At 54.4% G+C, this 14,590-nt stretch carries 11 protein-coding genes; 4 read left to right on the plus strand and 7 right to left on the minus strand.

Annotation, left to right across the window (positions count from 1 at the left end):
- Positions 1-4: 4 nt before the first annotated feature.
- On the minus strand, positions 5-4,465 hold the full coding sequence (gltB, locus tag NA330_RS04640; protein WP_052894772.1) for a glutamate synthase large subunit: 4,461 nt from the start codon (positions 4,463-4,465) through the stop codon (positions 5-7).
- A gap of 671 nt (positions 4,466-5,136) precedes the next feature.
- Here gltB and NA330_RS04645 point away from each other — a divergent pair.
- The 4 genes from NA330_RS04645 to mtgA all read left to right on the plus strand — a co-directional run bounded on the left by NA330_RS04645 (position 5,137) and on the right by mtgA (position 10,101).
- Positions 5,137-6,066, plus strand: a complete 930-nt coding sequence (locus NA330_RS04645; RefSeq protein ID WP_001176892.1) for a TIGR01212 family radical SAM protein — start codon at positions 5,137-5,139, stop codon at positions 6,064-6,066.
- Between the two features lie 93 nt (positions 6,067-6,159).
- Positions 6,160-8,496, plus strand: a complete 2,337-nt coding sequence (arcB, locus tag NA330_RS04650) for an aerobic respiration two-component sensor histidine kinase ArcB (protein WP_000809813.1) — start codon at positions 6,160-6,162, stop codon at positions 8,494-8,496.
- Between the two features lie 226 nt (positions 8,497-8,722).
- Positions 8,723-9,376, plus strand: a complete 654-nt coding sequence (gene elbB, locus NA330_RS04655; RefSeq protein ID WP_000719811.1) for an isoprenoid biosynthesis glyoxalase ElbB — start codon at positions 8,723-8,725, stop codon at positions 9,374-9,376.
- Entirely contained in the window at positions 9,373-10,101 is a 729-nt protein-coding gene (mtgA, locus tag NA330_RS04660; protein ID WP_000044645.1) for a monofunctional biosynthetic peptidoglycan transglycosylase, read from the plus strand. The genes elbB and mtgA overlap by 4 nt, the downstream gene beginning before the upstream one ends.
- Before the next feature lie 74 nt (positions 10,102-10,175).
- On the opposite strand, the gene yrbL is transcribed toward mtgA, so the two are convergent.
- From yrbL to rpoN, 6 genes are all read right to left on the minus strand, one after another.
- The gene (yrbL, locus tag NA330_RS04665) at positions 10,176-10,808 is read right to left on the minus strand and encodes a PhoP regulatory network protein YrbL (protein WP_000602198.1); all 633 of its coding nucleotides are present in this window, start codon (positions 10,806-10,808) and stop codon (positions 10,176-10,178) included.
- A gap of 249 nt (positions 10,809-11,057) precedes the next feature.
- Entirely contained in the window at positions 11,058-11,330 is a 273-nt protein-coding gene (npr, locus tag NA330_RS04670) for a PTS phosphocarrier protein NPr (RefSeq protein WP_000216797.1), read from the minus strand.
- On the minus strand, positions 11,327-12,181 hold the full coding sequence (gene rapZ / locus NA330_RS04675; protein WP_000243749.1) for an RNase adapter RapZ: 855 nt from the start codon (positions 12,179-12,181) through the stop codon (positions 11,327-11,329). The genes npr and rapZ overlap by 4 nt, the downstream gene beginning before the upstream one ends.
- A 45-nt stretch (positions 12,182-12,226) precedes the next feature.
- Positions 12,227-12,718 (minus strand): PTS IIA-like nitrogen regulatory protein PtsN, encoded by a 492-nt coding sequence (gene ptsN, locus NA330_RS04680; RefSeq protein ID WP_000609332.1) that lies wholly within the window; start codon positions 12,716-12,718, stop codon positions 12,227-12,229.
- A gap of 117 nt (positions 12,719-12,835) precedes the next feature.
- Positions 12,836-13,123 (minus strand): ribosome hibernation promoting factor, encoded by a 288-nt coding sequence (hpf, locus tag NA330_RS04685; protein WP_001176589.1) that lies wholly within the window; start codon positions 13,121-13,123, stop codon positions 12,836-12,838.
- Positions 13,124-13,145: 22 nt separating this feature from the next.
- Positions 13,146-14,579, minus strand: a complete 1,434-nt coding sequence (gene rpoN, locus NA330_RS04690) for an RNA polymerase factor sigma-54 (protein ID WP_000809020.1) — start codon at positions 14,577-14,579, stop codon at positions 13,146-13,148.
- Positions 14,580-14,590 lie beyond the last annotated feature (11 nt).

The raw sequence follows: 14,590 nt of genomic DNA on the forward strand, positions 1-14,590 counted from the left end.
TTCCTTACTGCGCCTGCACGCGCAATTCTGCCGCACTACGACTACGGTGGCCCAACAGGGCTTTGACATCGCTGGACTTGGGCTTAACTAACGCGAATTGGGTTGAGAAGCTTGACCACCTGGACAGGATCTCTTCGCCGCGTTGCGAACCAGTATGCTGCACGTGCTCGGTGATCAGGCCGCGCAGATGCTCTTCGTGGATAGCCAGCGAATCAACGTCCAGTACTTCTACCAGTTCCGGGTTCACGCGTTTACGGAATTCGCCATCTTCGTCCAGCACATAGGCGAAGCCGCCGGTCATCCCCGCGCCGAAGTTAACGCCGGTTTTACCCAACACGCAGACGATGCCGCCGGTCATGTATTCACAGCCGTTGTCGCCGATGCCCTCTACTACGGTAATCGCCCCGGAGTTACGCACGCCGAAACGTTCGCCCGCGCGGCCCGCCGCGTACAGACGGCCACCGGTCGCTCCATACAGGCAGGTGTTGCCGATAATGCTGGCTTTATGACTGAGGAAGGCGGAACCTACCGGCGGTCTGATGGCGATCAAACCGCCTGCCATACCTTTACCGACATAGTCGTTGGCATCGCCAGTCAGATATAACTCCACGCCGCCCGCGTTCCACACGCCAAAGCTCTGGCCTGCGGTACCGCTGAAGTGTGCTTTAATCGGATCGGAAGCCAGCCCCTGATCGCCGTGGGTCTGTGCGATGTAGCCGGAAAGCGACGCGCCGACGGAACGATCGGTGTTGCGGATGTCGAACCAGAAGGTTTTGCTCTGGCGCGCATCGACAAACGGCTTCGCCTGCTGCAACAGTTGCGCATTCAGCACACCGTTATCAAACGGCGGGTTATTCTCGGTGCAGTACAGCGCTTTACCCGGATGAGGTTCAGCGGTTTCCAGTAGACGAGACAGCGCCAGCTTCTGCTGTTTAGCGGTGAAGCCCTCCAGCTCTTTCAGCAGGTCGGTGCGGCCAATCAAATCCACCAGGCGGGTCACGCCAAGCGAAGCCATCAGCTCGCGCACTTCGCGGGCGATAAATTCAAAGTAGTTGATCACTTTGAACGGCAGACCGTGATAGTGGTTCTTACGCAGTTTTTCATCCTGCGTCGCCACGCCGGTTGCACAGTTGTTCAGATGGCAAATGCGCAGGTATTTACAGCCCAGCGCCACCATCGGACCGGTGCCGAAGCCGAAACTTTCCGCACCGAGAATCGCCGCTTTAATGATGTCGACGCCGGTTTTCAGACCGCCGTCCACCTGCAGACGAATCTTGTGACGCAGACCGTTGGCGACCAGCGCCTGCTGGGTTTCAACAAGTCCGAGTTCCCACGGGCAGCCAGCATATTTCACCGAAGAGAGCGGGCTGGCGCCAGTACCGCCGTCGTAACCGGCGATAGTAATCAGATCCGCATAGGCTTTCGCCACGCCGGTCGCGATGGTGCCGACGCCCGGTTCGGACACCAGCTTCACGGAGATCATCGCCTTCGGGTTGACCTGTTTGAGGTCGAAAATGAGCTGCGCTAAGTCCTCGATAGAGTAAATATCGTGGTGCGGCGGCGGGGAGATCAGCGTCACGCCCGGCACTGAATAGCGCAGTTTAGCGATATACGGAGTGACTTTATCCCCCGGCAACTGACCGCCTTCGCCCGGTTTCGCGCCCTGCGCGACTTTAATCTGAATCACATCGGCATTGACCAGGTAGGCCGGCGTCACGCCAAAACGGCCGGAAGCCACCTGCTTGATACGCGACACTTTATTGGTGCCGTAGCGCGCCGGGTCTTCGCCGCCTTCGCCGGAGTTGGAGTTGCCGCCGAGGCTGTTCATCGCTTCCGCCAGCGCTTCGTGCGCTTCCGGACTTAATGCGCCGATAGACATGGCTGCGGTATCAAAGCGTTTAAACAGCTCACTGGCGGGCTCAACCTCGTCGATAGTCACCGCCTCGCCGTCTGGATGTATCGCCAGCAGATCGCGCAGCGTTGCCGCCGGACGCTCATTGACCAGTTTGGCGTATTCCTGATAATCGCTGTACTCGCCGCTCTGTACCGCCTGTTGCAGGGTACGCACGACATCCGGGTTATAGGCGTGATATTCGCCGCCGTGGACGTACTTCAGCAGGCCGCCCGGGCTAATGGGTTTGCGCGCCAGCCAGGCGCGTTTGGAGAGATTCAGCAGATCCTGCTGGAAGTCATCAAAGCTCGCGCCGCCGATACGGCTGACCACGCCCTGGAAGCACAGGTTTACCACATCATCGTGCAGTCCGACCGCTTCAAACAGTTTGGAGCAGCGGTAAGAGGCAATGGTCGAAATGCCCATTTTGGACATAATCTTGTACAGCCCCTTGTTGATGCCGTTACGGTAGTTCTGCATCACGGTACGGTAGTTTTTAGCGATGGCCTGGGTATCAATCAGACGCCCCAGCGTTTCGTAGGCCAGGTACGGATAGATGGCCGTTGCGCCAAAGCCGAGCAGTACCGCAAAGTGATGCGGATCGCGGGCGCTTCCGGTTTCTACGATGATGTTAGCGTCGCAGCGCAGGCTTTGTTCCACCAGACGCGTTTGCACCGCGCCCACCGCCATCGGCGCGGGCACCGGCAGGCGATTCTTACCGATATTGCGATCCGAGAGGACCAGCAGCACGGTGCCGTTGCGCACCATCTGTTCCGCTTTATCGCACAGCGCCTTAACCGTCGCGTTCAGTGTGGTTTCGGTCACGTCGAAGGTGATATCCAGACGGTCAGCGCGATAATGCTCCTCTTTCATGGTGGTGAGCTGTTTGAAATCGGAGTACAGCAGAATTGGCGATTTAAAACTCAGGCGATGGGCCTGACCTTCCGCTTCGCAGAAGACGTTCATTTCGCGACCGATGCTGGTGGCGAGCGACATGACGTGCGCTTCACGCAGCGGGTCGATAGGCGGGTTAGTGACCTGCGCGAACTGCTGGCGGAAGTAGTCGTAAATAATACGCGGCTGGCTGGAGAGCACGGCAAAGGGGGTATCGTCGCCCATTGAACCGACGGCTTCCTGGCCGTTTTCGCCCAACACGCGGATAACCGAGTCCAGCTCTTCGGCGCTGTAGTTAAACTGTTTTTGATAGCTGGCGAGCAGGTCATCGTCCAGTTCGCGGCTACCGACTTCTTCATCTGGCAACTCTTCAAACGGCACCAGACGGCGAACATTCTTTTCCATCCACGCTTTATACGGATGGCGGCTTTTCAGATCGTCATCGGTTTCCGCGGAATGCAGAATACGTCCGCCGCGGGTGTCGATCACCATCAGCTCGCCTGGGCCGACGCGGCCTTTCTCGACCACTTCATCCGGCTGATAGTCCCAGATACCGACTTCGGAGGCGCAGGTGATCAGCTTGTCTTTGGTAATGACATAGCGTGCCGGGCGCAGGCCGTTACGGTCAAGGTTACAGGCGGCGAAGCGCCCGTCGGACATCACGATGCCTGCCGGACCGTCCCACGGCTCCATATGCATGGAGTTAAAGTCAAAGAAGGCGCGCAGATCCTGGTCCATATCGGGGTTGTTCTGCCAGGCGGGCGGCACCAACAGTCGCATGGCGCGAATGATGTCCATCCCGCCTGCCAGCAGCAGTTCCAGCATGTTGTCCAGCGAGCTGGAATCCGAACCGGTTTCGTTAACAAACGGCGCAGCGGACTGTAAATCCGGGATCAGCGGCGTCTGGAATTTATAGGTACGGGCGCGCGCCCACTGGCGGTTGCCGGTGATGGTGTTAATCTCGCCGTTATGCGCCAGGTAGCGGAACGGCTGCGCCAGCGGCCAACGCGGCACGGTGTTAGTGGAAAAGCGCTGGTGGAACAGGCAGATGGCCGATTCCAGACGCAGATCCGCAAGATCCAGGTAGAAGCGCGGCAGATCCGCCGGCATACACAGACCTTTATAAATGTTGACCAGGTTCGACAGGCTGCATACGTAGAAATCTTTGTCGTCCTGCAGGCGTTTTTCAATGCGTCGGCGGGCGATAAACAGACGGCGCTCCATATCACGCGGACGCCAGCCTGCCGGAGCGTTGACAAAAATCTGCTCAATACGCGGCAGAGAGGAGAGGGCGATTTCACCGAGCACGCCTTCATTGGTTGGCACATCGCGCCAGCCGACAATCGACAGGGTTTCCTGCTGTAATTCTTCTTCGACAATATGGCGTGACGCGGCGGCCAGTTCAGGATCTTTATTCAAAAAGATCATCCCGACGGCGTAGTTTTTGGCTAAGCGCCAGCCGCGCTCTTCGGCCACGATGCGAAAGAAACGGTCAGGTTTTTGTAACAGCAAGCCGCAACCGTCGCCGGTTTTACCGTCGGCAAGGATCGCGCCACGGTGCTGCATCCGGGCCAGCGCGTGTATGGCGGTACGCACTACCTTGTGGCTAGGTTCGCCTTCTATGTGGGCGATCAGGCCGAAACCACAGTTATCCTTCTCAAGGGATTTATCGTACAACATATCAGTGAACCTCCCCAGGCTCTACGGGACGCTCTCCCAACCGACGGCGCGCGGGCACAGCAAGAGCATGGCGACGGGGCTGGCGCATCATACGCTTACCTCGCATTCGCCCTCTTTGTGTCCTTTGCGCATTGGTAAATACGGTTAAGAGGGAATCTCAATTACTGCATAAATATGATGAGCAGACGGCTCATCCAGAAAGCTTCCAGCGGATCCCCAACTTATCGGGAATCCACACCCAGGTCAAATGGCAAACTGATTTATGCAAAAGTGTGCTGTAGCACAGATAACTTTTTGAATCTGTTGAAATTAAAAGGTTTTTTATAGAAGGGCTGCTAATACGGAGCGGCAGAAAGCCTGTGATCTGTCTCACTATAAGAGCCGCTCGCCAGGCATTATCTGACCTTGCTTTTTCAAAAATCTTGGCATTTTATGCTGTTTTAAGCGTGAGCAGTATTGAATGCTACTGTTTTTATCGATGACCCAGCAAACGCTGAAAAAAGAGGGGAATATCAGGAAAAATCATCAGCGGGATTATGAATGAAATATCGTTTATTTTGCTTGATTATGCAATGGATAAAAGCCTTCCGGGACGATTGATCCAGGTCATCGCCAAAGGAGACTAAAAATGGCAGGCTTTGGCCTCTTTTTAAGAGGCGGTCTATCAGATTATGCAGTTACAGAAATTAGTCAATATGTTTGGTGGGGATCTTTTACGTCGGTATGGGCAAAAGGTTCATAAGCTGACGCTTCATGGCGGTTTTAGCTGCCCTAATCGCGACGGCACCATCGGGCGTGGCGGTTGCACCTTCTGTAATGTCGCCTCTTTTGCCGATGAGGCGCAGCAGCATCATTCGATTGCCGAGCAGCTTGCGCATCAGGCGCATCTGGTGAACCGCGCTAAACGCTATCTGGCCTATTTCCAGGCCTACACCAGCACCTTTGCGGAAGTGCAGGTGCTGCGTTCCATGTATCAACAGGCGGTCAGCCAGGCCAGTATCGTCGGGTTATGCGTCGGTACGCGTCCGGATTGCGTACCGCAGTCAGTAGTAGATTTACTGTGTGAATATAAAGATCAAGGCTACGAGGTGTGGCTGGAACTGGGATTGCAAACCGCGCACGATAAAACCCTGCGCCGAATTAACCGCGGGCATGACTTCGCCTGCTATCAGCGTACCACCCGGATTGCCCGGGAGCGCGGGCTGAAAGTGTGCGCGCATCTGATTGTGGGGCTGCCGGGCGAAGGGCAGGCAGAATGCCTGCAAACCATGGAGCGTGTGGTGGAGACGGGCGTTGACGGTATTAAACTGCATCCGCTGCATATTGTGAAAGGCAGTACGATGGCCAAAGCCTGGGAAGCGGGGCGGCTGAACGGCATCGAACTGGACGACTACACGCTAACGGCAGGTGAGATGATTCGTCATACGCCGCCGGAGGTAATTTATCACCGAATTTCAGCCAGCGCTCGCCGTCCGACGCTGCTTGCCCCGCTGTGGTGCGAGAATCGCTGGACGGGGATGGTTGAGCTGGACAAATACCTGAATGAGCATGGCGTGCAGGGCTCTGCGCTGGCCCGTCCCTGGATACCACCTGTAGCGTAGCGTGATGAGGGGCGCTACGCATATTTCGCACAATATTCAACGCGATTCCCATAATTGGGTATTATGTGCGAAGTTGTGGTGAAGGAATCCTCTATGAAGCAAATTCGTATGCTGGCGCAATACTATGTCGACCTGATGATGAAATTGGGTCTGGTGCGCTTTTCCATGCTCCTGGCGTTGGCATTGGTGGTGCTGGCGATTGTCGTGCAGATGGCGGTGACCATGGTGCTGCATGGTCAGGTTGAAAGTATCGACGTTATTCGTTCCATCTTTTTTGGCCTGTTAATTACGCCCTGGGCGGTCTATTTCTTATCCGTTGTTGTTGAACAACTGGAAGAGTCAAGGCAGCGACTGTCGCGTCTGGTGCAAAAGCTGGAGGAGATGCGCGAGCGCGATCTCAAGCTTAACGTACAGTTGAAGGACAATATTGCCCAGCTTAATCAGGAAATTGCCGATCGCGAAAAAGCGGAAGCGGAGCTGCAAGAGACATTTGAACAGCTAAAAGTAGAAATTAAAGAGCGTGAAGAGGCGCAAATCCAGCTAGAACAGCAATCCTCTTTTCTGCGCTCCTTTCTGGACGCCTCGCCGGATTTGGTTTTTTATCGTAATGAGGATAAAGAATTTTCCGGCTGTAACCGCGCAATGGAATTGCTAACCGGCAAGAGCGAAAAACAGCTGGTGCATTTGAAGCCGGAAGATGTGTACTCTCCCGAAGCGGCGGAGAAAGTCATTGAAACCGATGAAAAAGTATTCCGCCATAACGTCTCCCTGACCTACGAACAGTGGCTGGATTATCCGGACGGACGAAAGGCCTGCTTTGAAATTCGTAAAGTGCCTTATTACGACCGTGTCGGTAAACGTCATGGCCTGATGGGATTTGGTCGTGATATTACCGAACGTAAGCGTTATCAGGACGCGCTGGAGCGCGCCAGCCGCGACAAGACCACGTTTATCTCTACCATCAGTCATGAGCTGCGCACCCCGCTTAACGGCATCGTCGGTTTAAGCCGCATCCTGCTGGATACCGATCTCACCGCCGAACAGGAAAAATACCTTAAAACAATCCATGTCTCCGCCGTGACGTTAGGCAATATTTTCAATGATATCATTGATATGGATAAGATGGAGCGGCGTAAGGTTCAGCTTGATAACCAACCCATTGATTTCACCAGCTTTATGGCCGATCTGGAAAACCTTTCCGGTTTGCAGGCGCAGCAAAAAGGGCTACGTTTTGTGCTTGAGCCGACGCTGCCGTTGCCGCACAAAGTCATTACCGACGGAACGCGTCTGCGCCAGATTTTATGGAATTTGATCAGCAATGCGGTGAAGTTTACTCAGCAGGGCCAGGTGACGGTGCGGGCGCGCTATGATGAAGGCGACATGCTGCACTTTGAAGTGGAAGATTCCGGGATCGGCATTCCGCAGGATGAGCAGGATAAAATTTTCGCCATGTATTATCAGGTGAAAGACAGTAACGGCGGCAAACCGGCAACGGGTACCGGTATCGGGCTGGCGGTCTCCCGTCGGCTGGCGAAAAATATGGGCGGCGATATTACCGTTTCCAGTCTGCCGGGCAAAGGATCGACCTTTACGCTAACGGTTCATGCGCCAGCGGTGGCGGAAGAGGTGGAGGACGCCTTTGATGAAGACGACATGCCGCTGCCCGCGCTGCATGTTCTGCTGGTCGAAGATATTGAACTGAACGTGATTGTGGCGCGTTCAGTACTGGAAAAACTGGGGAACAGCGTGGATGTCGCGATGACCGGCAAGGCGGCGCTGGAGATGTTCGCGCCGGGCGAATATGACCTGGTCTTACTGGATATTCAGCTACCGGATATGACGGGTCTGGATATCGCCAGAGAACTAACCCGTCGCCACACGCGGGAAGATTTACCGCCGCTGGTAGCGCTTACGGCTAACGTTCTGAAAGATAAAAAAGAGTATCTGGACGCTGGTATGGACGATGTGCTGAGTAAGCCGCTGTCGGTGCCAGCCTTAACCGCGATGATTAAAAAATTCTGGGATGCCACCGATAAAGAGGAGAGTACCGTGACGCCTGAAGAGAGCGATAAAGCGCAAGCGCTGCTGGATATCCCGATGCTGGAACAATACATCGAGTTGGTTGGGCCTAAATTGATCACCGACGGTCTCGCGGTGTTTGAAAAAATGATGCCTGGCTATTTAAGCGTGCTGGAGTCCAATCTGACGGCGCGTGACAAAAAAGGCGTTGTTGAGGAAGGGCATAAGATTAAAGGCGCCGCCGGTTCGGTAGGGCTGCGTCATCTGCAACAGCTTGGCCAGCAAATCCAGTCGCCGGATCTTCCCGCCTGGGAAGATAATGTCGCGGAATGGATTGAAGAGATGAAGCAGGAGTGGCAGCACGATGTCGCGGTGCTGAAAGCCTGGGTGGCAAACGCGGAAAAAAAATGACCCCGGTTTGACCGGGGTGCGCGAATACTGCGCCAACACCAGGGAAATCGTGGCTGCGCCGTGCTTATTATGATGATGTCAAAGGCGCAGTCCTGTTTTCAGGCCGCACGCAGTTAAGATAGCAAATCCTAAATGATTTGTTACATGAATCATTTAAATGTGTGAAGCGTAGCATTTTAATCAAAATTATTAATGGGCTTGAGTCGGTTGCAGGAGGATGTTCACCATGAAAAAAATTGGCGTAGTGCTCAGCGGATGCGGCGTCTATGACGGCGCCGAAATTCATGAGGCCGTTCTGACGCTGTTGGCCATTGCCCGCAGCGGCGCGCAGGCTGTCTGCTTCGCGCCGGATAAACCACAAGCGGATGTTATTAATCACCTGACCGGCGAAGCGATGGCGGAAACGCGTAACGTCCTGATTGAGGCGGCGCGTATTACGCGGGGCGATATTCGTCCCCTGTCCCAGGCTCAGCCAGAGGAGCTGGATGCGCTCATTGTGCCTGGTGGTTTCGGCGCGGCGAAGAACCTGAGTAATTTCGCCAGCCAGGGGAGCGAATGCCGGGTGGATAGCGATGTCGTCGCGCTGGCGAAGGCCATGCACCAGTCCGGCAAGCCGCTGGGATTCATCTGTATCGCGCCCGCAATGTTGCCGAAAATCTTTGACTTCCCGCTACGTCTGACAATAGGGACGGATATTGATACCGCTGAAGTACTTGAAGAGATGGGGGCCGAACACGTACCTTGCCCGGTTGATGATATCGTTGTGGACGAGGATAACAAGGTCGTGACCACCCCTGCCTATATGCTGGCGCAGGATATCGCCCAGGCGGCAAGCGGCATTGATAAATTAGTGTCGCGCGTGCTGGTTCTGGCGGAATGAGCAAACGACGCATCGCGCCGTTAACGTTTTTGCGCCGTCTACTTTTACGTATCCTTGCTGCGCTCGCCGTCTTTTGGGGCGGCGGCATTGCGCTGTTTAGCGTGGTTCCGGTGCCTTTTTCGGCGGTGATGGCGGAACGGCAGATTAGCGCCTGGCTCGGCGGAGAGTTCGGTTATGTGGCGCATTCTGACTGGGTCAGTATGGCGGATATCTCGCCGTGGATGGGGCTGGCGGTAATTGCGGCGGAAGACCAGAAGTTCCCTGAGCACTGGGGCTTTGATGTTCCGGCGATTGAAAAAGCGCTGGCGCATAATGAGCGGAATGAGAGCCGTATTCGCGGCGCCTCTACGCTTTCGCAGCAAACGGCGAAAAATCTCTTTTTATGGGATGGACGCAGTTGGCTGCGCAAAGGTCTGGAGGCCGGGCTAACGCTGGGCATTGAAACTGTCTGGAGCAAAAAGCGCATTCTCACGGTTTATCTGAATATCGCGGAGTTTGGCGATGGTATTTTTGGCGTGGAGGCTGCGGCACAACGGTATTTTCATAAACCCGCCAGCCGCTTAAATATGTCCGAAGCCGCGTTACTGGCGGCGGTATTGCCAAATCCGTTACGCTATAAGGCGAATGCGCCTTCCGGCTATGTGCGTAGCCGGCAGGCGTGGATTATGCGCCAGATGCGCCAACTGGGCGGGGAATCTTTTATGACGCGCAACCAGCTTAATTAATTTTGCCGATTGGCGGCGCGAACGCCTTATCCGGCCTGCGATCTGTGTCGTCCAGGCCTGATAAGCACAGGTCATTAAGCTTCGTGAGAAGTAAGCGCCAGCCGTTTCTTGTCTTTTGGCTGCGCGTCCCTCTCCAGGGCAACGGTCAGCGCAGGCTGGGCGATAAACCGCTGCCACACTCTCTCCAGTTTGCGTTCACAGCACCATGTTGACCAGGTTGCCAGCGGGATAAAGGTACTTTCCCCCAGATTGTCGCAAACCACCGGAACCACTTCTGACTCGCTGATACGCTGGCACAGGATGTTTTGCGGCTTCAGCGACATCGTCACAATATGGTTATCCAGCAGGTAACGTTTCAGTTTTTTCAGTAGCCGCCGCAGGACAGCGACATCCTCTTCATAACGACATTGCGCGGCGAACTCGGTCAGGGTAATAGAGGGCGCGCCGTTGAAATCGGTAATCATGTCGTAGACATAGCCGGTGCCGCAATCGGTTTCTACCGTGCCGTAATAACGGGGGATAGCGCTCCAGTCTGTCAGGTAGCGGGACAGATGCGCATAGTAGCTCAGTTCACGCCGAATCTCTTTATCACCGCCGTGGTCACGGTTGTAAATGACTTTTATGCAACGCCGGGCATTATCCGGATGCGTATAGCATTTACGATGTCGACCGGCGCCCAGCGGAGTCTGTTTCGATAAGAGGATCATGGCAAGTCCTGGAAAAATTTATTCACATAAATTTAGTATGGACAAAGAACTTAAACAAAACCTAAACGAAATTTTTTAAGGTTTTCTTAATGTTTTTATGCATAGGTAAAGCGCACGAAATGTACAAATCTTACGAAAGGGTGGGGCTGCGGGACAAGTGGCAGGCAGGCGTAACACGCCCGGTTTTGGGGGTGACTGTCATCAAATACCGGGACGGCGTTGGGGGAAATAAGGTATAGAGGGGGAGGTTTAGTCTTCGTCAAAGCCGGAATTGAACAGCGCGATAACCGCCGCCAGCGCTTCAACTTCTTGCGGGCCGGTGGCTTCAATTTCGATCTGACGCCCTTTGGCGGAGTCGAGCATTAACAGCGCGATGACGCTGTTTGCTTCCGCTTCGGTGCCTTCGTCATTGCGTAATAGCACCTCGGCGTCAAAACCCTGCATCAGTTCGAAAAGCTTCATGGCAGGCCGGGCATGCATGCCCAGCTTATTGGTGACTTCAACTGTTTGCTTTACGGTCATGTTTTGCGTTTTTCCAGCGTGCGATGGCGAGACTGGACATTTTTACCGCGCGAGCGGAAGTAGTCTGCCAGCTGTTCTGCAATATACACCGAACGGTGTTTCCCGCCGGTACAACCGATAGCGACGGTAAGGTAGCTGCGGTTGTTGGTCTCCAGCATCGGTAACCATAGCTCAAGATAGCTGCGAGTCTGATAGATAAAATTGTGAACTTCTGTGTGTCGGTCAAGAAACGCGGCTACCGGCTTATCAAGCCCGGTCATGGGGCGCAGTTTTGGGTCCCAGTGCGGGTTGGGCAGAAAGCGGACATCAAACACATAGTCCGCATCAATCGGGATACCATGTTTAAAGCCGAAGGACTCAAATACCATCGTCAGTTCACGCTCGCGTTTGCCCAACAGCCGGGTACGCAGCATCTCCGCCAGCTCATGGACGGACATTTCTGAAGTGTCGACGATCAGATCCGCACGTGAGCGTAACGGCTCCAGCAAGTCACTCTCTTTATCGATCGCACTCTCTAAAGAAAGATTTTTGCTGGAAAGCGGATGCAAACGGCGCGTGTCGCTGTAGCGGCGAATCAAGGTATTGCGGTCGGCATCAAGAAACAGCAATTGCGGCGAGAAAGCGCCAGGCAGATTATTCATCGCCTGTTCAAAAATCTCAGGTGATTCAGGCATATTGCGCACATCAATGCTGACGGCGGCGGAAATCTGGCGATCGGCCAGCGTTCGCGCCAGATCGGGCAACAGCACGACGGGGAGGTTATCCACGCAGTAAAATCCCATATCTTCCAGCGCGCGCAGAGCGACAGATTTACCTGATCCGGAACGCCCGCTGACGATCATCAGTACCATGTACCGTTTCTCCTCACAACGACAGAAATAAATGCCATTGAGTTGTTATGCCTCATTCTGCTCACCTTCGGTGTCAGTAATGATTTGATACAGCTCTTCATCATTCAGCGCCGCGCGCAGGCGGCGGCAGATCGTTTTATCCGCCAGACGTTTCGCCACCAGCGACAGCGTGTGCAGATGCGTTTTAGTTTGATCGGCGGGCACCAGCAGGGCGAAGAGGAGATCGACCGGCTGGTTATCGATGGCGTCGAACGCGATCGGCGTTTCGAGCTGAACGAACACACCGACGGCGCGTAAGGTATCTTCTTCCAGTTTCCCGTGCGGGATGGCGATACCATTACCAATACCGGTACTGCCCATTTTTTCGCGTGTCAGAATGGCTTCAAACACGACCTGAGGAGGTAAACTGAGCTGTTTTGCCGCCAGTTCGCTGATGATTTCCAGCGCGCGTTTCTTACTCTGGCAATGAACGCCGCTACGCGTACACTCCTGGTTAAGTACACTGCTCAGTTGTAGAGTCGTATCGTTATTTATCATAATTTCACCTAAGAACCTGTCCTGTCAGGTTGATGGCCAGGTTCGGAGCGCTAACTGTACAAATGGCCCGTTGTGTCACACAACAGGCCGTCCTGCACTGGCTAACTGCCCGGACAATTAGTGTTGTTTCAGTTTATCTTTATGCCTGGTTAACTGCCTTGCCAGTTTATCAATCAAGCCGTCAATGGCGGCATACATATCCTGGCCTTCCGCGCTGGCGTGAATTTCGCCGCCGTTAACGTGTAGCGTCGCATCCGAGATGTGCGTGACCTTCTCCACTTTCAACACCACGTATACCTGATTAATCCGCTCAAAATACTGTTCAAGTTTGGCGAATTTTGTCGTCACAAATTCACGCAGGGCTTCAGTAATTTCGACATTATGTCCGGTGATATTGAGCTGCATAGTGTCTTCCTTATCGGTTGGGTCAAACCAGCTGTTTGCGTTGGTTTGACGGCGGAATGGATAAAGACTCTCGGTACTTCGCAACAGTGCGGCGCGCCACCATGATACCCTGTTCTGACAGCAGAGAGGTTAACTTGCTGTCGCTCAGCGGTTTCGCGGGGTTTTCCGCCGCAATTAACTTCTTCACCAGCGCGCGAATCGCGGTGGAAGAGGCTTCGCCTCCGCCTTCGGTATTGACGTGGCTGGAAAAGAAATATTTGAGTTCAAAAATACCGCGCGGGCTGTGCAGATACTTCTGCGTGGTCACGCGGGATATGGTGGATTCGTGCATCTCGACGGCCTGGGCGATATCCGCCAGTACCATCGGTTTCATATATTCTTCGCCCTGTTCAAAAAAGGCTTGCTGTTGCTCGACGATGCAGCGACTGACGCGCAGCAGCGTGTCGTTGCGGCTTTCAAGGCTTTTTATCAGCCATTTCGCATCCTGTAAATTACTGCGGATGAACTGGCTGTCGGCATCGTTGCGCGCGCTATTGCACATGGCGGCATAGTGCTGGTTAATCTGTAAACGGGGAATACTGTCGCTATTAAGCTCCACCGTCCAGCGACCGTTATGCTTGCGTACCAGCACATCCGGGATAACGTACTCCGGCTCGCCGGTCTGGATCGATTGACCGGGTCTGGGATCGAGCGACTGAATCAGGTTTACCGCCTCTTTCAGCACCTCTTCTTTCAGTCGGGTAACGCGCATCAACGTGCGGAAATCGTGGTTGGCCAGCAGATCAAGGTGATCGCAGATAATGAGCCGCGCCTCTTCCAGCCACGGCGTGGATTTGTCGAATTGTGAAAGCTGGATCAGCAGACAGTCGCGAAGATCTTTTGCCGCGACGCCCACCGGATCAAAACGCTGAATGCGCTTCAGAACGGCTTCGACCTCATCGAGATCCACCTCTACATCGCCCATGCTTTCGCGAATTTCGTCCAGGGATACGGTGAGATAGCCGGTATCATCTACCGCATCGACAATGGATGTCGCAATAGCGCGATCGGTGTCCGAGAAGGGCGTTAGCTCAACCTGCCACATCAGATAATCCTGCAACGACTGCGTCGTTTCGCCCTGATAGACGGGCAGCTCATCGTCGATATAATCGCCGCTGGGGCCGGATGGCGTCCCGGCGGTGTAAATTTCATCCCAACTGGCGTCAAGCGGCAGCTCTTCCGGCATCTCTTTTTGTTCGAGCGCGTCGGCGGTATCGAGAGGATCATTATCCTGAGGTTGCTGAGTGTCGATTTCGTCATGAAGATCGGTTTGCTCAAGCAGCGGGTTATTTTCCAGCGCTTGCTGGAGTTCCTGCTGAAGTTCCAGCGTAGACAACTGCAACAGACGGATGGCCTGTTGTAGCTGAGGCGTCATCGCCAGTTGTTGGCTAAGCCTGAGTTGCAAACCTTGCTTCATATTCAGAGTCG

The sequence above is a fragment of the Salmonella sp. NW722 genome, from assembly GCF_051702785.1.
Classification (GTDB): Bacteria; Pseudomonadota; Gammaproteobacteria; order Enterobacterales; family Enterobacteriaceae; genus Salmonella; species Salmonella enterica.

What these genes read in the sequence shown, in the direction of transcription:
- hpf (WP_001176589.1), bottom strand. Translation starts at nt 13,123, where the DNA reads ATGCAGCTCAATATCACCGGACATAATGTCGAAATTACTGAAGCCCTG.
- npr (WP_000216797.1), bottom strand. Translation starts at nt 11,330, where the DNA reads ATGACCGTAAAGCAAACAGTTGAAGTCACCAATAAGCTGGGCATGCAT.
- yrbL (WP_000602198.1), bottom strand. Translation starts at nt 10,808, where the DNA reads ATGATCCTCTTATCGAAACAGACTCCGCTGGGCGCCGGTCGACATCGT.
- rapZ (WP_000243749.1), bottom strand. Translation starts at nt 12,181, where the DNA reads ATGGTACTGATGATCGTCAGCGGGCGTTCCGGATCAGGTAAATCTGTC.
- NA330_RS04645 (WP_001176892.1), top strand. Translation starts at nt 5,137, where the DNA reads ATGCAGTTACAGAAATTAGTCAATATGTTTGGTGGGGATCTTTTACGT.
- arcB (WP_000809813.1), top strand. Translation starts at nt 6,160, where the DNA reads ATGAAGCAAATTCGTATGCTGGCGCAATACTATGTCGACCTGATGATG.
- gltB (WP_052894772.1), bottom strand. Translation starts at nt 4,465, where the DNA reads ATGTTGTACGATAAATCCCTTGAGAAGGATAACTGTGGTTTCGGCCTG.
- mtgA (WP_000044645.1), top strand. Translation starts at nt 9,373, where the DNA reads ATGAGCAAACGACGCATCGCGCCGTTAACGTTTTTGCGCCGTCTACTT.
- elbB (WP_000719811.1), top strand. Translation starts at nt 8,723, where the DNA reads ATGAAAAAAATTGGCGTAGTGCTCAGCGGATGCGGCGTCTATGACGGC.
- rpoN (WP_000809020.1), bottom strand. Translation starts at nt 14,579, where the DNA reads ATGAAGCAAGGTTTGCAACTCAGGCTTAGCCAACAACTGGCGATGACG.
- ptsN (WP_000609332.1), bottom strand. Translation starts at nt 12,718, where the DNA reads ATGATAAATAACGATACGACTCTACAACTGAGCAGTGTACTTAACCAG.